The sequence below is a fragment of the Stenotrophomonas sp. genome, assembly GCF_032103445.1.
GTDB lineage: Bacteria > Pseudomonadota > Gammaproteobacteria > Xanthomonadales > Xanthomonadaceae > Stenotrophomonas.
This window is the reverse complement of sequence record NZ_DAMDFR010000054.1, coordinates 1-22,945: the sequence shown is the minus strand read 5'-3', so window position 1 is coordinate 22,945 and position 22,945 is coordinate 1. Positions and strand designations below refer to the sequence as shown.

Sequence of the window (22,945 nt, the reverse complement as noted above, 5' to 3'; positions counted from 1 at the left end):
CGGAAAGTTACGATTGCGTTGCGGTTAATTATTTGCGCGATGCCACCGAAGACTTTGCTGACTTTGGCGGGACAATTCCGCCGGCTTCGCGGAAGCCCGACGCCGACTGGCCATAACGGGCACGGAAGGCGCGCGCGAAGCTGCAGCAGTTGTCAAAACCGCTGGCTGCCGCCACTTCGCCGATCATCATGTCGGTATCGCGCAGCAGGTCCGCAGCGCGCTCCAGGCGCAACCGCGCCGACAGCGACTGCGGGCTTTCCTCGTACAGGCTCTGGAAGGTCTTGGACAGGTACCAGCTGCTGAAGTTGGTCAGCTCGGCCAGCTCGCCGATGCGCACCACGCGGTGGCTGTTGCCTTCCAGGTACAGGCGGGCGCGCTGCATGCGGCCGAACACCTGGCGCTTGCGGATGCGCGAGCGGCCCGGGCAACGCTGCACGCCGTTGGCCAGTGCACGCTGCAGCGAGGCCAGGTGCAGCAGCACCGGACGCAGCGCCTGCGCCGGCTGGCCACTGGCCAGAGCGTCGCGCCACAGGCGCAGGGCCACGCGCACTTCGCTGCGGCTCATGCTGCCGCGGCCGGCGTACAGGCTGCAGTCGGCCAGCTCGCCCAGCGCGCGCAGTGCGTCCGGAGTCAGGCTGAGGCCGATGCAGAGGCCATCGCGGCCGGCCTGGATCATCGGCTTGGATTCTTTCTCGAAAGCGATCCACTCACGCTGGCGCAGACGGAACTTGCCCTCTTTCGACTCCACCCAGGCGCTGCCACGCAGCTGCATCCACACGGTGAAGGTGGTGCCGGCGGTCTGCAAGCTGCCCAGCCGGGCCACGCCCAGGCAGGTCGGCAGCGGACCGTCGTCGACGATCTTGTCCAGGTTGAGCGATTGGCCTCGATCGGCCAGGGAAAGCTGACGCATGACTGCACCGGGGGTTTGCCGTTACGGGGCCACCGTTTTGCCAAGTCAGGCCATTTGCGTCAGGAAGGTTCGACGAGTTTCATCCGAAATCGTCACGACACCTTCACGAAAGAACTACGAAAGCTACTTTCCCTTCCAGAACAACAGGTTGGAAACCGACAGGAACATCGGCCGGGGGCTCTCCGGCAGTGTCATCACCCCGATATCAGCCCCATCGGCCACCGCCAGTGGCAGGTACAGGGCACTGCCATCGGGTTGCGCACTGAACCCATTGCTGGTGCTGAGCCGGTCCGGGTCCAGGCAGTACTCCGTGCCCGGGCCGTTGTCGGTGATGCGGGCGAAGCCGGTTGCGCAGTCAGCCCGATTGGACAGGTAGTCCAGACTGCCATTCCGCGCCACCGCCCAGGCGCGGTAACGCCAGCGGGTGGGCCGATCTTCGCTGACCTGGCGGATGCTGTCCGGGGTCAGCCGGGCGTCGGCCGACCACAGGCCGCCTGCCGACAGACGGGTGAACAGCACCCGTTGCCCGGCCGGGTCGAAGCGCGCCTGGGAGACGCCATCGATCTGCCCGAGCAAGCGCCATGGCGTGGGACGCCGGTCGAACAATGACAGCCGCAACTGCTCATCGCGGTCGCGCTCCACTACCAGCACATGGTCGCTGTCGTCGGCGTACAACGCCTGCAGCGGCTGCGCCACCGGCACCGGCAACGCCACCACCTGCTCGTCGCGCGGCGACACCTCGTAGATCACCGGTCGCGCCTGCGCATCACGACCCGATACCAGCAAGCGGGTGCTGTCAGGTGACCAGTCCGGGGCCTGGCGGGTTTCCGGACGCAGGCCTTCCACTGGTCGCAGCGAATCCGGCCGGGTCAGGTCGGCCCACCACAGGCCGAAGCTGCCGGAACGATCCGAAGTGAACACCAGTTGCTTGCCGTCCGGTGCCAGCATCGGCTGGGCATCGCGCCCACTGGACGGGAACAGGCGTTCCGGGGTGCCGGGCTGACCATTCGTGATCGGCACGCGGAACAGACCAAACTGCGGTCGGCGGTGCACGAACGCCAGCATGTTGGTGTGCCGCGCGAGCGTAGGCGATTCGGCGTCATCCACGCCCACATCGCGCAGCGTGCGGGTCTGGGTGTCCAGTTCGTACAGCCGTGACTCGCTGTCCACGCGCCGCCCGAACACGATATGCCGGCTGTCGCCACGCCAGGCCCAGCCGCGGATCTCGGCCAGGTCATTGGTGAGCTGCTCCGGCGTGCCACCGGCAGCGGGCATGCGCCACAGGTCGCCGATCTGCGGGTTGCGTACGAACACGATCCAGCGCCCATCCGGCGAGAAGCGCGGTGCGTAGTCGAAGCTGTCGGCCGCGACGGGGTACGTCAGGGCCGTCCACTGCCCGCTGGCGATATCCAGCACGCGGATCCCGCGGTGGGCATAGCGCCCCGCCATGGAGCCGAACACCATGCCGCGGCCGTCCGGGGTCCAGTCAAAACTAAGCAGCTCGGTGCCGTCGCAGCGGGTCAGATGCCGGATCGCCCCCCCGGTCGCACTGGCCAGCAGCACCTCGCAGCTGCCTTCCGGGCCGAACCGCGCGAAGGCGATCTCGCGGCCATCTGGCGACCAGTTCGGGAAGCGGTCGGCATGGCCAGCCGGGGTCTCGGTCAGGAGCCGCGCCGGCGCGTTGCCCGAGGTCTGCAGGCGGATGTTGCTGCCATCCTGGTTCGCGTTCTCGGCCTCGTAGGCCACCTGCGAACCGTCCGGGGAGGCGGTGGGATAGGTTTCAAAACCTGCGGTGGCGGTGATCAGCCGGTACGGGCGCGGCGGGCTGCCGACCACGCGGCTGCCATCTTCCAGCACGCCGCCGCTGGCCGCCGGGGCGCTGCGCTGGCTCAGCAGCGCCGCCATCACCAGCATCGCAATGATCATCGCCAGGCCAATCGCCAGATAGACGTAGCGCCGGGTACGCCGCCACAGGCTGCGCGGGCGCGGCACCCAGGCCGACGTCGGGACCGGGTCGAAATCCGGGGTGTCGCTCGCGTCCGCCGTCTCCGGCACAACGTCGCTGACCGGCTGCACCAGCCGGTAGCCGGTCTTGGCGATGGTTTCGATATACACCGCGCCGGCGTCGTCGTCGCTGGCGAATGCCTTGCGCAGCTGGGTGACCGCCTGGGTCAGCACATCGTTGGTCGGTAACGTATCCGGCCATACCTCGGCGAACAGTTCGTCGCGGCTGACCACCGCGCCAGGAACCCGCATCAAGGCCTTGAGTACGCCCAGCGCCTTCGGAGTGAGACGGCGCGGACGACGCGCGCCGGGCACGACCACTTCACGCAGCGACAGCGTGACCGTGCATGCGCCGATCAGGATCACATCGGCAGGGGTTGTCTCACTCGCGGGGCTGATCATTCCAGTAGTACGCAAAACAACTGTGACAACAGGAACGCAGCCTTCATCCAATCATGTGCTGATCAACGAACCGCCAGATTCCGCAAACGGCATAGCTGCATGACGCAAATACACCGAAGGGCGCGAATACTAGCCTATGCCGGTTAACTGCGCCTGTGCGTGCGGACAACATCAGGCTCTCTCTCGCCGACGAAAATCCATAATTTGCTGCACTATTCGCGCCTCCGGGCGCGAAATTTTTATGTGGCATTCAGTTTGTTATTAACGTGGATTCAGCTTCGTGCACGCCGAAGCATGGTCAAACCGACCAGCCGCGATACCACCAGCGCTACGTACATCACGCCTGCGAACTGTTCCAGCATCACCAATGCCCGCGCTTGCGGATGCACCGGCACCACGTCACTCAAGCCCACCCCCGACAGCAAGCTGAAGCTCAGATAAAGCAGCTCCATCCAAGTGCGTAGTTCGCTTTCGCTGGTGGCGAGAAAACTACCAGGGAACCACTGCTGGCAGACCGCGAATGCGAAGGCGAAACCCCAGGCCAGCAGCGTGAAGGTGGCACCGGCAGCGAACAGTTCGTCGCGGGTCACCTTATGGTCCTGCAGCATGTAGGCGATCAGGCTGCCGGCGGTATAGAAGTACAGCAGGGCTTCGAGCAGTTGGGCGGTGGTGACCAGCCCCGGGCGCTCCAGCAGCGCGCCGCTGACCGAGAAGATCACCGAAGGAATGGCCAGCAGCAGCGCCACCCACATGCCCAACGGACTGCGCCGTACCACCCACAGCGCCAGTCCCAGTACCGCGATGCCGAACGCGCCAAACAGCGCGCGACTGGCCCCGGACTCGTCCATCGCCGGGTACAGCAGCACGCCCAGCAGCTGCACCGCCAGCAGCCAGGCGGAGGGGTGCCGGCGGGCGATGGCCAGCCATTTCGTGGTCCGTGCAATGCCCATCGCCCCTCCGCCCCCGGTGTGTATGGGCCGGAGATTAGCCCGGAACCGTTCCAGGCGGGATGACGGCCGCGTGCTCGCGTACATCCTGGCTGATCTTCATCGAACAGAAGTGCGGCCCACACATCGAGCAGAAGTGTGCCTCCTTGTGCGCGTCCTTGGGCAGGGTTTCGTCGTGGAACGCGCGGGCCTTGTCCGGGTCCAGCCCCAGGTTGAACTGGTCTTCCCAGCGGAACTCGAAGCGGGCCCTGCTCAGTGCGTTGTCGCGCACCTGCGCACCGGGGTGGCCCTTGGCCAGATCGGCGGCATGCGCGGCGATCCTGTAGGCCATCATGCCGTCGCGCACATCCTCGCGGTTGGGCAGGCCCAGATGTTCTTTTGGCGTCACATAGCAGAGCATCGCGGTGCCATACCACCCGATCATGGCCGCGCCGATCGCACTGGTGATGTGGTCATAGCCTGGCGCGATGTCGGTGGTGAGCGGTCCCAGCGTGTAGAACGGAGCCTCGCCGCACTCGCGCAGCTGCTTGTCCATGTTTTCCTTGATCAGCTGCATCGGCACGTGCCCCGGTCCTTCGATGATCGTCTGCACGTCATGCTTCCAGGCGATCTTCGTCAGTTCGCCCAGCGCTTCCAGCTCACCGAACTGCGCTGCGTCATTGGCGTCGGCAAGGCAGCCCGGGCGCAGGCCATCGCCGAGCGAGAAGCTGACGTCGTAGGCCTTCATGATCTCGCAGATGTCTTCAAAGTGCGTGTACAGGAAGTTCTCGCGCTGGTGCGCCAGGCACCACTTGGCCATGATCGAACCGCCGCGCGACACGATGCCGGTAACCCGCTGTGCGGTGAGCGGCACCAGGTCCTTCAGCACGCCGGCGTGGATGGTGAAATAGTCCACGCCCTGCTCGGCCTGCTCAATCAGCGTGTCGCGGAACACCGCCCAGCTGAGTTCCTCGGCACGGCCGTCCACCTTTTCCAGTGCCTGGTAGATCGGCACCGTACCAATCGGCACCGGCGAGTTGCGGATGATCCATTCGCGGGTTTCGTGGATGTGCTTGCCGGTGGACAGGTCCATCACCGTGTCCGCACCCCAGCGGATCGCCCACACCAGCTTCTCCACTTCCTCGGCAATGCCGGAAGACACCGCGCTGTTGCCGATGTTGGCGTTGACCTTGGTCAGGAAATTGCGCCCGATGATCATCGGCTCGAGCTCGGGATGGTTGATGTTGCACGGCAGGACGGCCCGGCCGCGCGCGATCTCCTCACGTACGAATTCCGGCGTGATCCGTGCAGGCAGCGACGCGCCGAATGACTGCCCCGGATGCTGGCGGCGCAGCACCGCATCGGCCACCTCATCCAGTCGCTGGTTCTCGCGGATCGCAACGAACTCCATTTCCGGTGTGATGATGCCGCGCCGCGCGTAGTGCATCTGGGTGACGTTGGCACCAGGCAGTGCGCGCCGCGGCGTGGTCCGCGCCGGGAAGCGCACCGGGTCCAGGCGCGCATCCAGCGCACGCGACTGGCCGAACGCCGAGCTCAGCCGGTCCAGCGCCGCGCTGTCACCCCGCTCCGCCACCCAGCCGGCGCGCAGCGCGGTCAGCCCGCTCGACAGGTCAATGTGCGCGCAGGGGTCGGTGTAGGGGCCGGAGGTGTCGTACACCGTCAACGGTGCATTCTCACCGCCGCCAAAACCGGCCGGCGTGCATGCCTGCGCGATCTCGCGCATTGGCACCCGCAGGTCCGGCCGCGAGCCGGGCACGTGGACCTTGTGCGAGCCGGAGATCGGCCGGGTCACCGATTCGGAAAGCGCCTGGGTCTGCTGCTGAAGGGGAGATGGTTGTGCGTTCATGGGCCTCGTCCGGAACTGTTTCCGCGCGGGAGTGCACGGAAAGGACGAAGCGGCGGCGCACGGCCAGCGCAACGCGGACGGTCTTCGGGTGCGGGGACCCTACGGCGCGATGCATCGGCAGATACGAAGCTTCCCTACGCCGGTATGAGCCGGATCAGGTTCGATGGGACTGTCTCAACCGTGGCCAAAGGCCGCGGTACCCCCGCTTCAGGGCGTATTGGACCACACCTGCCCGGCGGCGTGAACAGGCCGCTGACGTGCTGCTGGCTAGACTGCCCGCGCCGGCCCGCACGCGGCGGCCCGCCTTCTGTACGGAGATTCCGCCATGGTGTTCCGCATCTCCATCGCCCTGGTGCTTGCGCTCGTCCTGCTCGCCGGCCTGCTGCCCGGTCCTTTCAACGACGTGGTACAGGGCGGCGTCGCGCAGATCATCAAGAGCGCCGGCTGGCTGTATCTGCTGATCGTGTTCATCACCCTCTCCTTCCTGATGTACCTGGCCTTCGGACGGCTCGGCTCGCTGCGCATTGGCGGTGAGGACGCCGAACCAGAGTTCTCCAACGCCAGCTGGATGTCGATGCTGTTTGCCGCCGGCATGGGTATCGGCCTGGTGTTCTGGGGTGCCGCCGAGCCGATCTCACATTTCGTCAAACCACCTGAGGGCCTGCCGCCACAGAGCATGGAATCGGCGCGCGCGTCGATGCGCTACGCGTTCTTCCACTGGGGTTTGCACCCGTGGGCGATCTACGCGCTGATCGGGCTTGCGATGGCGTGGTTCCAGTTCAACCGCAACGGGCGCGGCCGCATCAGTGATCTGCTGCAGCCACTGATTGGCGCGCACCATCGTGGCTGGATCGGCACCGTGGTCGATGTGGCGGCGGTGGTGGCGACGGCGATTGGCGTGGCCACCACGCTGGGTTTCGGCACCGTGCAGATCGCCGCCGGGCTGGAGCGTGTGTTCGGCATCCAGGCCTCGCCGGCCGTGCAGTTGACCGTGATCGCGGTGGCGTTCGTGCTGTACATGGCGTCCACCACCACCGGTGTGCACCGTGGCATCAAGTGGCTGTCCAATATCAATCTGGCCCTGGCTGCCGCCCTGCTGGCCCTGGTGCTGGTGCTGGGGCCCACCGGTTTCATCTTCGACACCTTCACCACCACCGTGGGGTCCTATCTCAACCAGCTGGTGACCATGAGCCTGCGCATGTCGCCGTTCTCCGGCAGCACCTGGGTGGCGGACTGGACCATCTTCTACTGGGCGTGGTGGATCGCATGGGCTCCGTTCGTGGGCTCGTTCATTGCCCGGGTCTCACTGGGTCGCAGCATCCGCGAGTTCGTGCTGGGCGTGGTGATCGCGCCGAGCATCCTGGGCTTCCTGTGGTTCTCGGTATTCGGCGGCACCGCGCTGTGGTCACAGATCTTCGGGCATGTGGATCTGGCGCAGGCCTTGAGCAACGGCTATGAAACCGTGCTGTTCACCATGTTCGACAGTCTGCCGATGCCGGCGGTGCTGTCGGTGGTGGCGTTGATCCTGCTGATGATCTTCTTTGTGACCTCGGCCGACTCGGCGGTGCTGGTGCTGGCAACGCTGTCCACGGATGAGGCGGGTGACCCGCCGTTGTCACGCAAGGTGACCTGGGGCGTGTGTATCGCGCTGATTGCCGGCGCGCTGCTGTTGGCAGGTGGACTGGATGCATTGCAGGGAATGATCACCATCAGTGCCCTGCCCTTTGCAATTTTGATGCTGCTGGTGATGGTGTCGCTGTACCGAGTGTTGGATATGGAATACAACCTGCAGCGGCGGCGGGCACAGCGCGCGCGGCGAATGATGGATGCGTGGATCGAGCGGGAGATTGCGGCACAGGAAGAGACGCGGGATGAGGCGGCGCGGGCGGATTCTTGAGGTGGTGTGTCGCGCGGAGAGCAGCGTTTCGGTTTTTCAGTGCGGGAGACCGACGGGCAGCCCCGCTCCGGGACACGCCGCAAGTACGTCCATGTAGGCTACTCCACGGCATCCATGCCGTGGAGTGTCCCTCCGGGGGCTGCCCGCCGGCCTCCCCTCATGCACTCCGCAATGCGGATCGAACAGCAAGAGCGGTAGAGTCGGTCGTCAGACGACTGCCCTCACCGCGCCAACATTCTGTAACGCAAGACCACAAAACGCAGCAGGCCGTCAGGCGCGCTCAGTACCCCGCCGCCTGGCCGTCCTTGCGGCTTTCGGACGCCCCGTAATACACGCCGGTTTCCGGGTCGCGCAGGATCGCCTGGTAGCCACCGTACGGGCCGTCGGCGAAGGTGACCTTGTGGCCCTTGCGCATCAGCGCGCGCACCGTTTCATACGGGAAGCCCGTTTCCAGGTTGATCTCGCCACCATCGCTCATCGCCGTCGCCTGGCCGGTCGGTTCAGTGGAACCCTCGTGCTGGATGCGCGGTGCGTCGCCCGCTTCCTGCAGGTTCATACCGAAGTCGACCATGTTCATCACGATCTGCGCGTGCCCCTGCGGCTGCATCGCCCCGCCCATCACGCCGAAACTCATCCACGGCTTGCCGTCCTTCGTCACGAAGCCCGGAATGATGGTCTGGAACGGCCGCTTGCCCGGGGCATAGCCATTCGGGTGATCCTTCTGCAGCACGAACATCTCGCCACGGTCCTGCAGGATGAAGCCAAGCCCCGGCGGGGCCATGCCGCTGCCCATGCCGCGATAGTTCGACTGGATCAACGAGACCATCATGCCGTCCGCGTCGGCCACCGTCATGTAGATGGTGTCGCCTTCCTGCAGCTGCTTCGGCGTGCCCGGCTGCACTTCCTTCAGCGCCTTGTCCATCGAGATCAGCTTGCGACGCTCGGCCGCATATTCCTTCGAGACCAGCTTGGCCACCGGTGCCGGATGGAACGCCGGGTCGGTGTAGAAGCGCGCACGATCGGCGAAGGCCAGCTTCTTGGCCTCGGTGAACAGGTGCACATGTTCGGGCGAGCCGAAGGCGATCTTCGAGAAGTCGTAGCCTTCCAGCACGTTGAGAATCTGCAGCGCGGCGATGCCCTGGCTGTTCGGCGGCAGCTCCCACACGTCATAACCGCGGTAGTTGCTGCTGACCGGCTCCACCCACTCGCCATGGTGACTGGCCATGTCGTCGTAGCTCAGGTAACCGCCATTGGCCTTGAAGTAGCTGCCGATGGTGCGGGCGATGTCTCCCTTGTAGAACGCATCGCGGCCGCCCTGGGCAATCTGCTCCAGCGTGTTGGCCAGGTTCGGGTTCTTCCACAGCTCGCCCTTGCGCGGGGCGTGACCATTGATCGTGAACTGTTCGCTGAATCCCGGGTACTTCGACAGGCGCGGCACCGAGCGGTCCCAGTAGTACGCAATCACTTCCGCCACCGGATGCCCTTCGCGCGCGTAGCGGATCGCCGGGGCCAGGTTGTCGGCCATCGGCTTGCGGCCGAAGCGCTCGTGCAGCGCGAACCAGCCATCCACCGCGCCCGGCACCGACACCGGCAGCGGACCGGTGGCCGGAATCTCCTTCAGGCCACGACGCTGGAACTCGGCCAGGGTGAGCGACTTCGGCGAGCGGCCCGAGCCGTTGTAGCCGTACAGCTTCTGCGTCTTCGGGTCCCACACGATCGCGAACAGGTCACCGCCGATGCCATTGCCGGTCGGCTCCATCAGCCCCAGCGCGGCGTTGGCGGCAATGGCGGCGTCCATGGCCGAGCCACCGCCCTTCATCACGTCCAGCGCGATCTGGGTCGCCAGCGGCTGCGAGGTCGCGGCCATCGCATGCGGGGCGATCACCTCGGATCGGGTGGCAAAGTCGCGGCCGGTCACCCGGTCAGCGGCAGTGGACAACGTGGGCAGGGCGCACAGCAGGGCAGCGGCCAGCAGGCCACGGGCAAGAGGTCGGGACACAAGAGATTCCTGAGGGTGGTTGCCCCTGAATAGTCGCCGCAGCGTGCCTGCACGCACATCCGACAATGGTCATGTACGACACGCGGGATACACCGGAATCCGCGCGGAAACCCGCCTTCAATACTTGAATCTGCATTCACCACAACACTTTCACCCGCAACCATCCTTATGGCTCAAGGGTTTGCGCTGGATACAGGCGAAACTGTTGGAAAATGTGTCTGCACGGTTGACACCGCCAAAACCGCTGTGGTTTTCTCGATCACATGTTGCGACGCCACACGCCCATCCGCGAAACCATCGAGCACGCCAGCCCTGGCGCGGCCTCGATCCGTTCGCTCCTTGTACTCGTACTTATTACCCAGCCCACAGGTGCGGGACGGATCGGCGTGTAAGCAGTACTGCCAGCAATCCATCAGAACCCGCACCGGTCCCGGCGCGGGTTTTTTCGTTTCAGAACCCTTCGATTTTGTTTCCCCCTCCCAAAGGACCACCCCGATGAGCACCAACGACCTGCCCCAGATCAAGATCGCTGTAGTCGGCTACGGCAGCCAGGGCCGCGCCCACGCACTGAACCTGCGTGAATCCGGTTTCGACGTGGTGATTGGCCTGCGTCCGGGCGGTCCGACCGAGGTCAAGGCACAGGCCGACGGCTTCACCGTTAAGGCCCCGGCCGACGCCGTGAAGGACGCCGACCTGGTCGCCGTGCTGACCCCGGACATGGTGCAGAAGAAGCTCTACGAAGAGGTGCTGGCCCCGAACATGAAACAGGGCGCGGTGCTGCTGTTCGCGCATGGCCTGAATGTGCACTTCAACATGATCGCCCCGCGCGACGACCTGGACGTGGTGCTGGTTGCGCCCAAGGGCCCGGGCGCGCTGGTGCGCCGCGAGTACGAGATCGGCCGCGGCGTGCCGTGCATCTGGGCGGTGTACCAGGACAAGAGCGGCAAGGCGTCCGAGTACGCGCTGGCCTATGCGGCGGGTCTGGGCGGCGCACGTGCCAACCTGATCCAGACCACCTTCAAGGAAGAAACCGAAACCGATCTGTTCGGCGAGCAGGCCGTGCTGTGCGGCGGTGCCTCGGCGCTGGTCCAGGCCGGCTTTGAAACCCTGGTTGAAGCCGGTTACCAGCCGGAAATCGCCTACTACGAAGTGCTGCACGAACTGAAGCTGATCGTCGACCTGTTCTACGAAGGCGGCATCACCCGCATGCTGGAATTCATCTCCGAAACCGCGCAGTACGGCGACTACGTCAGCGGCCCGCGGGTGATCGATGCCGGCACCAAGGAACGCATGAAGGCCGTGCTGGCCGACATCCAGGACGGCACCTTCACCAAGAACTGGGTGGCTGAGTACGAAGCGGGCCTGCCGAACTACAACAAGTTCAAGCAGGCCGACCTGGAACATCCGATTGAAAAGGTAGGCAAGGAACTGCGCGCCAAGATGGTCTGGTTGCAAAGTCAAGCCGCGTAACCGCGCGGCTTCCCCCACCGCTTCAGAAAGGTTCCCGCATGAACACCTCCGCACACAGCAGCGCGCCCCGCAACGGCGCACGCTGGTTGACGCAGGCCCTGGAAGCCGAAGGCGTGGACACGCTGTTCGGCTATCCGGGCGGCACCATCATGCCCTTCTACGACGCCCTGGTGGATTCCAGGCTCAAGCACATTCTGGTCCGCCATGAGCAGGGCGCGGCGCTGGCCGCCAACGGCTACGCCCGCGCCAGCGGCAAGGTCGGCGTGTGCGTGGCCACCTCCGGCCCCGGCGCGTCCAACCTGGTCACCGGTATCGCCGATGCCATGCTCGACTCGGTACCGATGGTCTGCATCACCGGCCAGGTCGCCACCCCGCTGCTGGGCACCGACGCGTTCCAGGAGCTGGACGTGTTCGGCCTGACCCTGCCGATTGTCAAACACAGCTGGCTGGTACGTTCGGTCGATGACCTGCCGCGCGTGGTCCGCGAAGCTTTCCGCATTGCCCGCGAAGGCCGTCCCGGCCCGGTGCTGATCGACCTGCCCAAGGACGTGCAGGTGGCCGATGCCAGCCACCTGCCGGTGCATGTGCCCGAAACCGTGAACCCGCCGGCAGCACCGCGCAACGAGGCCCTGGCCGAAGCGCTGGCCGCCATTGCCGCAGCCGAGAAGCCGGTGATCTACGGCGGCGGCGGCATCGCCCTGGGCGATGCGGTCGAGGACTTCCGCACCTTCGTCGACACCACCGCCATTCCCACCGTGCTGACCCTGCGCGGCCTGGGCGCGCTGCCGGCGCAGCATCCGCATTACCTGGGCATGCTGGGCATGCACGGAACCCGCGCCGCCAACATGGCGGTGCAGGAAAGCGATCTGCTGGTGGTGGTCGGTGCACGCTTTGACGACCGCGCCACCGGCAAGCTGGCCGAGTTCGCACCGTTCGCACGCGTGATCCACATCGACGCCGACGCGTATGAGATTTCCAAGTTACGCAGCGCTGACGTCGCCGTCCCCGGCAATGTGGGTACCGCGCTGCGCGCCCTGACTGCCGGCGTCGAAAGCACGCCGGCCAGCCAGCAGGCCTGGCGCAAGCGCTGTGCGGCCAACCGCGAACGCTTCGCCGCCCGCTACGATGCACCGGGCAACCATATCTACGCCCCGGCCCTGCTGAAGCGCCTGAGCGAAGTCGCACCGGCCAACGCGATCATCGCCTGCGATGTCGGCCAGCATCAGATGTGGGTGGCCCAGCACTGTCGTTTCAATCACCCGCGCAATCACCTGACCAGCGGAGCGCTGGGTACCATGGGCTTCGGTCTGCCGGCGGCGATGGGCGCGCAGTTCGCCTGCCCCGACCGCACCGTGGTGCTGGTCTCCGGCGATGGCAGCTTCATGATGAACGTGCAGGAGCTGGCCACCATCGCCCGCTGCCGCTTACCGGTGAAGATCGTGCTGCTGGACAACAGCTCGCTGGGCATGGTGCGGCAGTGGCAGGAACTGTTCTTCGCCGAGCGTTACAGCGAGATCGACCTGTCCGACAACCCGGACTTCGCCGCGCTGGCCAAGGTGTTCGGCATTCCGGCCACTCGCATCGAAGCCCGCGACGACGTCGAAGGCGGTCTGGCCGCGCTGCTGGCTGAACCCGGTCCGGCCCTGCTGCACGTGGCCATTGATGCGCGTGCCAACGTCTGGCCGCTGGTGCCCCCCAACAACGCCAACAGCACCATGCTGGACAGCAACCCCGCTCACCAGACCCAGGAGATTCCCAATGCAATACCGGCTTGACCTGGTGCTGGTTCCCGCCGAGGGCGCGCTGCTGCGCGTGATCGGCATGGCCGAACGCCGCGGCTTTGCGCCGCGCGCGATCGCCGGCGCGCCCAATGCCGCCGACGATGGCCGCTGGCACCTGCAGCTGGTGGTGGACGGCAGCCGTCCGCCGGAAACGCTGTGCCGCCAGATCGAGAAGATCTATGACTGTGTATCGGTGCGGATCAGTGCGCTGGATGCGGGGGCTGCGGTATGAAGGCCGGGTCTGCAGTGATGGTGCCGGTTAGGGGGTGTCTTCTTCCGGGCAGTGGGTCGGCGGTTCCAGCCACGCATGGCGTGGCTCTACAGTCGGATGTCCGACAGCATCGCACCGGGTGGCGTCATGCAGCCCCCGTCTGCTGGGGGAACCATGCCGGCTAGCCGCGCCCCGCAGGAACCGGATGTAGGCGACGTAAGCGTCGCCGACGTGCTGGCCGCGCAGGCGCGGCTGCGTCGGTTCCTGCCGCCTACGCCGCTGCATTACGCGGAGCGGTTTGGTACCTGGCTGAAGCTGGAGAACCTGCAGCGCACGGGTTCGTACAAGGTGCGCGGTGCGCTGAACGCGCTGCTGGCCGGGCGTGAACGCGGCGACGAGCGGCCGGTGATCTGCGCCTCGGCCGGCAATCATGCGCAGGGCGTGGCGTGGTCCGCCTATCGCCTGAACATTCCCGCGATCACGGTGATGCCGCATGGCGCGCCGGCGACGAAGATCGCCGGTGTTGCGCACTGGGGGGCCACGGTCCGCCAGCACGGCAACAGCTATGACGAAGCGTATGCCTTTGCCCGGCAGCTGGCCGAACAGAACGACTACCGGTTCCTGTCGGCGTTCGACGATGCCGACGTGATCGCCGGCCAGGGCACGCTGGGCATCGAACTGGCCGCGCATGCGCCCGATGTGGTGATCGTGCCGATCGGCGGTGGTGGCCTGGCTTCGGGCGTGGCGCTGGCGCTGAAATCGCAGGGCGTGCGCATCGTCGGAGCCCAGGTTGAAGGCGTGGACTCCATGGCCCGTGCCATCCAGGGCGACGTGCGCGAGATTGCGCCCGTGGCCACCCTGGCTGACGGCGTGAAAGTGAAGATTCCCGGCTTCCTGACCCGTCGCCTGTGCAGCGCGCTGCTGGACGACGTGGTGATCGTGCGCGAGGCCGAGCTGCGCGAAACCCTGGTGCGGCTGGCGCTGGAAGAGCATGTCATCGCCGAAGGCGCGGGTGCGCTGGCGCTGGCCGCCGGCCGCCGCGTGGCCGGCAAGCGCAAGTGCGCGGTGGTGTCCGGCGGCAACATCGATGCAGCCGTGCTGGCGCAGTTGCTGTGCGAGGTGCGCCCGCGCGCACCGCGCAAGCCGCGACGGCGCAGCAGCGAGCGTCCACGACTATCGACGGGGTCGGACCGCGAGACCGTGTTGGCCGGCCAACGGCCGGCGCTACCGACCCCCACCCCTTCTTCTTCCCTTCCTACCCATTCCGGCACCCCCGTTGAGGAGACCTCCTGGTGACTACGCCCAACTCCCCCCGCATTCGAATTTTTGACACCACCCTGCGCGACGGCGAGCAGTCGCCCGGCTGCAGCATGAGCCCGCAGCAGAAGCTGGTGATGGCCCGCGCCCTGGACGAACTGGGCGTGGACGTCATTGAAACAGGCTTCCCGGCCAGCTCTCAGTCTGACCGCGACGCCATGGCGCTGATCGGCCGCGAGGTACGCCGCCCGACCCTGGCAGTGCTGTCGCGCTGCCTGCAGGCCGACATCGAGACCTCGGCCAAGGCCCTGGAAGCAGCTGCCAATGCGCGCCTGCACGTATTCCTGTCGACCAGCCCGCTGCACCGCGAGCACAAGCTGCGGATGACCCGCGAGCAGGTGCTGGAGTCGGTGCACCGACATGTCAGCCTGGCCCGCAGCTATGTGGATGACGTGGAGTTCTCCGCCGAGGACGCCACCCGCACCGAAGAGGACTTCCTGATCGAGGTTGCCCGCGTCGCCGCCGCAGCGGGTGCCACCACCATCAACCTGCCGGATACGGTCGGCTTCACCACCCCGGAAGAGATCCGCGGCATGTTCCAGCGGGTGATCGCCGGCGTGCCGGACAGCGACCGCATCATCTTCAGCGCGCATTGCCACAACGACCTGGGCCTGGCCGTGGCCAACTCGCTGGCTGCCATTGAAGGCGGCGCACGCCAGGTGGAATGCACCATCAACGGCATCGGCGAGCGCGCTGGCAACTGCTCGCTGGAAGAACTGGCCATGGTGCTGAAGGTACGCAACGCCTTCTATGAGGAAGACACCCGCATCAATACGCCGCGTATCGTCTCCACTTCGCAGCTGCTGCAGCGCCTGGTCGGCATGCCGGTGCAGCGCAACAAGGCGATCGTCGGTGCGAACGCGTTCGCGCACGAATCCGGTATCCACCAGCACGGCATGCTGCGTCACCGTGGCACCTACGAAATCATGCGCCCGGAAGACGTGGGCTGGGAGAACTCGCAGATGGTACTGGGTCGCCACAGTGGCCGTGCCGCCGTGGAAGCGCGCCTGCGTGCACTGGGCTTCTGGCTGGAAGAGGAAGAGCTGAAGCTGGTGTTCGAGCAGTTCAAGGCCTTGTGCGAGCAGCAGCGCGTGGTTACCGACGCCGACCTGCAGGCGCTGATGCAGGGCAGCAGCACCCAGAACGGCTACCGCCTGGCCTCGATGACCATCAGCGACGTCGGCAGCCGCGCCAATGCACTGGTCGAACTGTCCGACCCGGACGGCAACCGCGTGGCCGAAACCGCGCAGGGCGACGGCCCGGTGGACGCCTTGTTCGGCGCGCTGTCGGCCGCCACCGGCGTGCAGCTGCACCTGGACAGCTACCACGTGCACAGCGTGGGCATCGGGGCTGACGCACGCGGCGAGGCCAACCTGAGCGTGCGCCATGAGGGTGTGGAGTACGAAGGCACCGGCACCAGCCGTGACATCATCGAGGCGTCCGCGCTGGCCTGGCTGGACGTGGCCAACCGCCTGCTGCGCCAGCGCCAGGCCACGGCCGAACAGCCTGCCGCCACCGCCGCTGCCTGACCCCCATTTCTGCAAGGCCACGCTCCAGATGAACGAGCCCATGAACCCAGCACCCCGCACCCTGTACGACAAACTGTGGGACGCCCACGTGGTCGTACCCGAATCGGACAGCGCGCCCGCCGTGCTGTACATCGACCTGCACCTGATCCATGAAGTGACCTCGCCGCAGGCCTTCACCGAGCTGCGCCAGCGCGGGTTGGTGCCGCGCCGCCCGGACCGCACCAAGGCCACCATGGATCACTCCACCCCGACCCTGCCGGCGCGCAGCGATGGCAGCCTTCCCTACGCCAGCGCCGCCTCCGAGGCGCAGGTGGAAACCCTGGCGCGCAACTGCGCCGAGTACGGCATCGAGCTGTTCGACATGCAGTCGCCCAGCCGCGGCATCGTGCATGTGATCGCCCCCGAGCAGGGCTTCACCCAGCCCGGTATGACCATCGTCTGCGGCGACAGCCACACCTCCACCCACGGTGCCTTCGGCTCGTTGGCGTTCGGCATCGGCACCAGTGAAGTCGGCCATGTACTGGCCACCCAGTGCCTGCTGCAGCGGAAAGCCAAGACCATGGCAATCACCGTGGACGGCCCGCTGCCGCGCGGTGTGGGAGCCAAGGACGTGGTGCTGCACATCATCGGCGTGATCGGCGTCAACGGTGGCACCGGTCACGTGCTGGAGTTCCGCGGCAGCACCATTGAAGCGATGGACATGGAACAGCGCATGACCCTGTGCAACATGTCCATTGAAGCCGGCGCACGCGCTGGCATGGTTGCGCCCGACCAGGTCACCTTCGACTGGGTCGCGGCCACCCCGCGCGGCCCCAAGGGGGCGGATTTCGACGCCGCCGTGGCCGCCTGGTCGCAGCTGCGCAGCGATGTCGGCGCGCGCTTCGACAGCGAAGTGCATATCAATGCCGCCGACATCCGCCCCACCCTGACCTGGGGCACCCACCCCGGCACCGCGCTGGCCGTGGACCGGCCGATCCCGGCCGCCAACGATGCCGCCGACCAGAAGGGCCTGGACTACATGCAGTTCCATGCCGGCCAGACCCTGGCGGGCACACCGGTCGACGTGGTCTTCGTCGGCTCCTGCACCAACGGCCGCCTGAGCGACATGCGTGAAGTGGCAGAGGTGCTGCGCGGTCGCCGCGTCGCCAGCGGCGTGCGCATGCTGGTGGTGCCCGGCTCGGAGATCGTCAAGCGCGAGGCCGAAGCCGAAGGCATCGACGTAATCGTGCGGGACGCCGGGGCGGAATGGCGCGAACCGGGCTGCTCGATGTGCATCGCCATGAACGGCGACCTGGTCGCCCCCGGCCAACTGGCGGTAAGCACCAGCAACCGCAACTTCGAGGGCCGCCAGGGCCCCGGCTCGCGCACCCTGCTGGCCTCGCCGATGACCGCCGCCTGGGCCGCGGTGAACGGCAAGGTCGCCGACACCCGCGAACTGTTTGCACAGGAGGTGGCCTGATGAGCGGCTTCCGTACCCTGACCTCGGCCAGCGTGGTGCTGCGCCAGACCAATATCGACACCGACCAGATCATTCCGGCGCGGTTCCTGTCCACCACCGAACGCGCCGGCCTCGGCCGCAACGCCTTCAATGACTGGCGCTGGCAGGCCGACGGCAGCCCGGTAGCGGAGTTCCCGTTCAACCAGGCACACAACGCCGGCCGCAGCATCCTGCTGGCCGGGCGCAACTTCGGCTGCGGCTCTTCGCGCGAGCACGCGCCGTGGGCGCTGACCGACCTGGGCCTGCGCGCGATTGTCAGCAGCGAGATCGCCGACATCTTCCGCGGCAACTCGCTGAAGAATGGCCTGCTGCCGATCGTGCTGGCCGAAGCCGATGTACAGTCGTTGATGCAACGTCCCGACGACGAGCTGACCATCGATGTGGCCGCGCGCGAGCTGCGCACCCCCGATGGCAGGGTGTTCTCCTTCCCGCTGGACGGCTTCTCGCAGACCTGTCTGCTGGAAGGCGTGGACCAGTTGGGGTATCTGTTGGGCCGTGTCCCTGAAATCGAACGTTACGAGAGTGAGCATGCACGCTGAGATTGTTGTACTGCCCGGTGATGGCATCGGCCCGGAAGTTGCCGCCGCCGCTGTTGCCGTTCTGAAGTCCATTGCCGAACGCTTCAACCACAGCTTCACCTTCAGCGAGCACGACATCGGTGGCATCGCCATCGACCGTCACGGCGAGCCCCTGCCGGCCAGCACCCTGGCCGCCTGCCAGTCCGCCCAGGCCGTGCTGCTCGGCGCGGTCGGCGGCCCGAAGTGGTCCGATCCCAATGCCAAGGTCCGCCCCGAGCAGGGCCTGCTGGCGATCCGCAAGGCGCTGGGGCTGTACGCCAACCTGCGCCCGGTACGCACCCATGAAGCCGCATTGGGCGCTTCGCCGATCAAAGCCGAGCTGCTCAAGGACGTGGACTTCGTGGTGGTGCGCGAACTCACCGGCGGCATCTATTTCGGCGACAAGACCCGCGACGCCGACAGCGCCAGCGACCTGTGCTGCTACACCGTGACCGAGATCGAACGCGTGCTGCGCAGCGCCTTCACCCTGGCCCGCCAGCGCCGCGGCAAGGTCACGTCGGTCGACAAAGCCAATGTGCTGGAGACCTCGCGTCTGTGGCGCGATGTGGCCGCGCGGATCGGGCGTGAGGAATTTCCGGATGTGGCCCTGGAGCACCAGCTGGTCGATTCGATGGCCATGCACCTGCTGGCGAAGCCGCGCGAGTACGACGTGATCGTCACCGAGAACATGTTCGGCGACATCCTGACCGATGAGGCGTCGATGCTGGCCGGTTCGCTGGGGCTGCTGCCGTCGGCGTCGCTGGGTGAGCCCGGTGCTGTGGGCATCTACGAGCCGATTCACGGGTCGGCCCCGGATATCGCCGGCAAGGGCATTGCCAATCCGTACGCCACCATTTGCAGCGCCGCGATGCTGTTGCGACATTCGTTGGGGTTGGAGGCGGAGGCGGCCGCGGTTGAGGCCGCTGTGCATGCGGCGTTGGATGATGGGGTGTTTACTGCGGATCTGGCCGCGAAGGGCAATGCGGTGAGTACCGCGCAGGCGACCGAAGCGGTATTGGCGCGGTTGGTGTAGGGACACGCCATGCGTGTCCTCGGGGTCTCAGGTCGTTCTTTGGACACGCATGGCGTGTCCCTACGGGATGCATCGCGTGGTTGCCGGCCAGCGGCCGGCACTACCCGCCTGACGAAGCGCTAGCGCGCTTCGTCAGGTTTCACCCGGAACCAGGCCGCGTACAGCGCCGGCAGGAACACCAGGGTGAGTACGGTGCCGACGATCAGGCCGCCCATGATCGAGATCGCCATTGAGCCGTAGAACGCGCTGCGCGACAGCGGAATCATCGCCAGCACTGCCGCCAGTGCGGTCAGCACGATCGGGCGGAAACGGCGCACCGTGGCGTCGATGATCGCGTGCCAACGGTCATGACCCGCATCGATGTCCTGCTGGATCTGGTCGATCAGGATCACCGAGTTGCGCATGATCATGCCCGCCAGTGCGATCGTGCCCAGCAGTGCCACGAACCCGAACGGCGCGCGGAACAGCAGCAGGAACAGCGTTGCGCCGATGATCCCGAGCGGGGCCGTCACCAGCACCATTGCCGCCCGCGAGAAGCTGCGCAGCTGCAACATCAGTAACGTGGCCACCACGATCAGGAACAGCGGCATGCCCGCCTTGATCGAGTCCTGGCCCCGCGCCGAATCTTCCACCGTGCCGCCCGTTTCCAGCAGGTAGCCATGCGGCAGTTCCGCACGGATGCCGTCCAGCGTCGGCAGAATCTGCTGCACCACGTCCAGCGCCTGGCTGCCATCGCCGATGTCCGCGCGCACCGTCACCGTCGGCAGACGATTGCGGTGCCAGATGATGCCGTCCTCGAACACGTACTCCAGGCGCGCCACCTGCGACAACGTCACCGAGGTTCCGCTCTGGGTGGGAATCGCCAGGCTGCCCAGCATGTCCAGGCGGATGCGTTCGTTGTCCGGCCCGCGCAGCAGCATCTCGATCAGGCGGTTGCCCTCACGGTAGGTGCTCACACTGGTGCCCGACAGCGACGTGCCCAGCAACTGGCTCACCTGTGCGCTGGTCACCCCCAGCGCGCGTGCACGGTCCTGGTCGATCACCAGCCGCACCACCTTGCTCGGCTCGCTCCAGTCCAGGTTGACGTTCATCACGTGCGGGTTCTCGCGCACCTTGGCTTCCACCTTGCGCGCAATCGCCTGCACCTGTGCGATGTGTTCGCCGGAGACGCGCAGCTGCACCGGGTAGCCCACCGGCGGCCCGTTCTCCAACCGGGTCACGCGCATCTGCACGTCCGGGAACTGCGGAATGACTTCTTTCAGCAGCCAGTCGCGGGTGGCTTCACGCGCTTCCGCGTTCTCCGTCAGCACCACGAACTGCGAGAAATTGGTCGCCGGCAGCTGCTGGTCCAGCGGCAGGTAGAAGCGCGGCGAGCCCGTGCCCACATAGGCCACGTAGTTCTGGATGCCTTCGCGCCCCTTCAGCAGCTTTTCCAGCTTGCTCGCCTGCGCCTGGGTCGCCTGCAACGATGCGCCTTCGGCCAGTTCGATGTCCACCATCAGTTCCGGTCGGGTCGAGTCCGGGAAGAACTGCTGCGGCACGAAGCGGAAGATCAACAACGAGAACACGAACAGCGCAGCGGTCGCCGCAATCACCCACCAGCGGTGGCGCAGGCACATGTCGAGGAAGCGGCGGAAGCGCGTGTAGAACGGCCGCTGGTACGGATCGTGGTCGTGCCCGTGCTGCTTGGGCACGATGAAGCGGCCCAGCGCCGGATGACGGTCCGCCCACGCCTGGCGGCGCGCCAGCCAGCGCCCGGCCAGGCTGTCCGGCTTGGGCGGCTGCGGGTTGAACAGGTCCGGCAGCATCTTGTCGCCGAGGTACGGAATGAACAGCACGGCGGCAATCCACGACACCACCAGCGCGATGGTCACCACCTGGAACAGCGAGCGGGTGTATTCGCCCGTGCTCGATGCCGCGGTGGCAATCGGCAGGAAGCCGGCGGCGGTGATCAGCGTGCCGGTCAGCATCGGGAACGCCGTGGATTCCCAGGCGAAGCTGGCCGCGCGCAGGCGGTCATAGCCCTGCTCCATCTTGGTGGCCATCATCTCCACCGCGATGATCGCATCGTCCACCAGCAGGCCCAGCGCCAGCACCAGTGCGCCGAGCGAGATCTTGTGCAGGCCGATGTCGAAGTAGTGCATGACGAAGAAGGTCATCGCCAGCACCAGCGGAATGGTCACGCCCACCACCAGGCCGGTACGCAGGCCCAGCGAGAAGAAGCTGACCAGCAGCACGATCACCACCGCTTCGGTGAGCACCTGCACGAACTCGCCCACCGATTCTTCCACCGCATGCGGCTGGTCGGAGACCTTGCGCAGCTGCATGCCCACCGGCAGGGTCTTCTGCAGGCGTTTGAACTCGGCATCCAGGGTGGAACCCAGCTTGAGGATGTCGCCGCCGTCCTTCATCGCTACCGCAATGCCAATGGCGTCCTCGCCCATGAAGCGCATCTTCGGTGAGGCCGGGTCGGCAAAACCGCGCTTCACCTCGGCGATATCGCCCAGGTGGATGGTGCGCTCGCCGGCCTGGATCGGGAAGCGGCGAATGTCGTCCACGCTCTGGAACTGACCGGTCACGCGCAGCTGCACGCGGTCGGTGGGCGTTTCAAAGAAGCTGGTGGCGGCCATCACGTTCTGGTCGGCCAGCGACTGCTGCACCTGCTGCAGCGAAACACCCAGCGTGGCCAGCTTGGTATTGGACAGCTCGATCCAGATTTTCTCGTCCTGCAGGCCTTCCAGCTCGATCTTGCCCACGTCGGGCACGCGCTGCAGCTCCAGCTGGATGCGGTCGGCGTAATCGCGCATCACCGCGTAGTCGAAGCCTTCGCCGGTCAGGGCATAGATGTTGCCGAAGGTGTCGCCGAACTCGTCGTTGAAGAACGGCCCGACAATCTCACGCGGCAGGGTCGGCTTGATATCGCCCACGCGCTTGCGCACCTGGTACCAGAGATCCGGGATCGCCTTGGAGCGCAGGCTGTCCTTGGCCGCGAAGATCACCTGCGACTCGCCCGGGCGCGAGTACGAGCGGATGAACTCGTACTGCCCGGTGTTGAGCAGGGCCTTCTCGATCGGCTCGGTCACCTGCCGCGAGACCTGTTCGGCGGTGGCACCCGGCCACTGCGTGCGCACCACCATCACCTTGAAGGTGAACGGCGGATCTTCGGACTGGCCCAGGTGCTTGTACGACCACGCACCGATGATCGCGAAGGCCAGCATCGCGAACAGCACCAGCGGGCGGTTGCCCAGCGCCCATTCGGAAAGATTGAAGCGGCGCACGGGCTCAGTTCCCCTTGGCCGTGGCAGGTGCCGGCTTCGCGGCCGGGTTCAGCAGCGGGCGGTTCTGGCGGTCCACCGGAGCCACCACCTGTCCTTCGCGCAGCAGATGCCCACCGGCGGCCACCACCCAGTCCTGCGCGGCCACGCCGCCCAGCACCGGCACCGCGTCCGGTCCGTACGCGCCCACCGTCACCGGGGTCGCCTTCAGCGCACCGTTGGCCGGGTTGACCACCCACACGCTGGCCTTGCCGTCCGCGCCGCGCAGC

The 22,945-nt window shown here is 66.4% G+C and carries 14 protein-coding genes, 2 pseudogenes and 1 riboswitch; of the genes and pseudogenes, 9 read left to right on the top strand and 7 right to left on the bottom strand.

The features are described 5' to 3' along the window. Nucleotides 1-28: 28 nt before the first annotated feature. From RT551_RS16285 to thiC, 4 genes and pseudogenes are all read right to left on the bottom strand, one after another. Complete coding sequence (locus tag RT551_RS16285; RefSeq protein WP_313460575.1) at nucleotides 29-910, bottom strand: helix-turn-helix transcriptional regulator; 882 nt, start codon at nucleotides 908-910, stop codon at nucleotides 29-31. A 123-nt stretch (nucleotides 911-1,033) separates the two neighbouring features. Next, entirely contained in the window at nucleotides 1,034-3,316 is a 2,283-nt protein-coding gene (locus RT551_RS16280) for a winged helix-turn-helix domain-containing protein (protein WP_313460573.1), read from the bottom strand. A 272-nt stretch (nucleotides 3,317-3,588) separates the two neighbouring features. Continuing rightward, nucleotides 3,589-4,266 (bottom strand): ion channel, encoded by a 678-nt coding sequence (locus RT551_RS16275; protein WP_313460572.1) that lies wholly within the window; start codon nucleotides 4,264-4,266, stop codon nucleotides 3,589-3,591. 64 nt (nucleotides 4,267-4,330) lie between these two features. Beyond that, nucleotides 4,331-6,109: pseudogene (thiC, locus tag RT551_RS16270) on the bottom strand (phosphomethylpyrimidine synthase ThiC); the annotation flags it as partial. Between the two features lie 113 nt (nucleotides 6,110-6,222). Continuing rightward, nucleotides 6,223-6,323, bottom strand: a riboswitch (TPP riboswitch). Nucleotides 6,324-6,434: 111 nt separating this feature from the next. Between thiC and RT551_RS16265 the strand changes: the two are divergent. Further along, a complete protein-coding gene (locus RT551_RS16265) occupies nucleotides 6,435-8,006 on the top strand; it encodes a BCCT family transporter (RefSeq protein ID WP_313460570.1) in 1,572 nt (523 codons plus the stop codon). A gap of 280 nt (nucleotides 8,007-8,286) precedes the next feature. Here the strand turns inward: RT551_RS16265 and ggt are convergent, their stop codons facing one another. Next, a complete protein-coding gene (gene ggt, locus RT551_RS16260) occupies nucleotides 8,287-10,005 on the bottom strand; it encodes a gamma-glutamyltransferase (protein ID WP_313460568.1) in 1,719 nt (572 codons plus the stop codon). Nucleotides 10,006-10,500: 495 nt separating this feature from the next. On the opposite strand from ggt, the gene ilvC reads away from it, so the two are divergent. The 8 genes from ilvC to leuB all read left to right on the top strand — a co-directional run bounded on the left by ilvC (nucleotide 10,501) and on the right by leuB (nucleotide 19,401). Next, a complete protein-coding gene (gene ilvC / locus RT551_RS16255) occupies nucleotides 10,501-11,475 on the top strand; it encodes a ketol-acid reductoisomerase (RefSeq protein WP_313460566.1) in 975 nt (324 codons plus the stop codon). A 38-nt stretch (nucleotides 11,476-11,513) separates the two neighbouring features. Continuing rightward, nucleotides 11,514-13,250, top strand: a complete 1,737-nt coding sequence (ilvG, locus tag RT551_RS16250) for an acetolactate synthase 2 catalytic subunit (protein WP_313460564.1) — start codon at nucleotides 11,514-11,516, stop codon at nucleotides 13,248-13,250. Beyond that, a complete protein-coding gene (locus RT551_RS16245) occupies nucleotides 13,234-13,488 on the top strand; it encodes an ACT domain-containing protein (RefSeq protein WP_260341625.1) in 255 nt (84 codons plus the stop codon). Before ilvG ends, RT551_RS16245 begins: the two co-directional genes overlap by 17 nt. 153 nt (nucleotides 13,489-13,641) lie before the next feature. Beyond that, nucleotides 13,642-14,763: a threonine dehydratase gene (locus tag RT551_RS16240; RefSeq protein ID WP_313460561.1), complete on the top strand. Its 1,122-nt coding sequence runs from the start codon at nucleotides 13,642-13,644 to the stop codon at nucleotides 14,761-14,763. Then, nucleotides 14,757-16,313 carry a 2-isopropylmalate synthase gene (locus RT551_RS16235; protein ID WP_313460583.1) on the top strand — a complete coding sequence of 519 codons (1,557 nt, stop codon included), beginning with the start codon at nucleotides 14,757-14,759 and terminating at the stop codon, nucleotides 16,311-16,313. Before RT551_RS16240 ends, RT551_RS16235 begins: the two co-directional genes overlap by 7 nt. A 40-nt stretch (nucleotides 16,314-16,353) precedes the next feature. After that, a complete protein-coding gene (leuC, locus tag RT551_RS16230) occupies nucleotides 16,354-17,772 on the top strand; it encodes a 3-isopropylmalate dehydratase large subunit (RefSeq protein ID WP_313460559.1) in 1,419 nt (472 codons plus the stop codon). After that, the gene (gene leuD, locus RT551_RS16225) at nucleotides 17,772-18,350 is read left to right on the top strand and encodes a 3-isopropylmalate dehydratase small subunit (protein WP_313460557.1); all 579 of its coding nucleotides are present in this window, start codon (nucleotides 17,772-17,774) and stop codon (nucleotides 18,348-18,350) included. The genes leuC and leuD overlap by 1 nt, the downstream gene beginning before the upstream one ends. Further along, on the top strand, nucleotides 18,340-19,401 hold the full coding sequence (leuB, locus tag RT551_RS16220) for a 3-isopropylmalate dehydrogenase (RefSeq protein ID WP_313460555.1): 1,062 nt from the start codon (nucleotides 18,340-18,342) through the stop codon (nucleotides 19,399-19,401). Before leuD ends, leuB begins: the two co-directional genes overlap by 11 nt. 119 nt (nucleotides 19,402-19,520) lie before the next feature. Here leuB and RT551_RS16215 read toward each other — a convergent pair whose 3' ends face one another. Further along, nucleotides 19,521-22,679, bottom strand: coding sequence for an efflux RND transporter permease subunit (locus RT551_RS16215; RefSeq protein WP_313460553.1), 3,159 nt, complete (start codon nucleotides 22,677-22,679; stop codon nucleotides 19,521-19,523). Between the two features lie 4 nt (nucleotides 22,680-22,683). After that, nucleotides 22,684-22,945 (bottom strand): annotated as a pseudogene (locus RT551_RS16210) (efflux RND transporter periplasmic adaptor subunit); the annotation flags it as partial.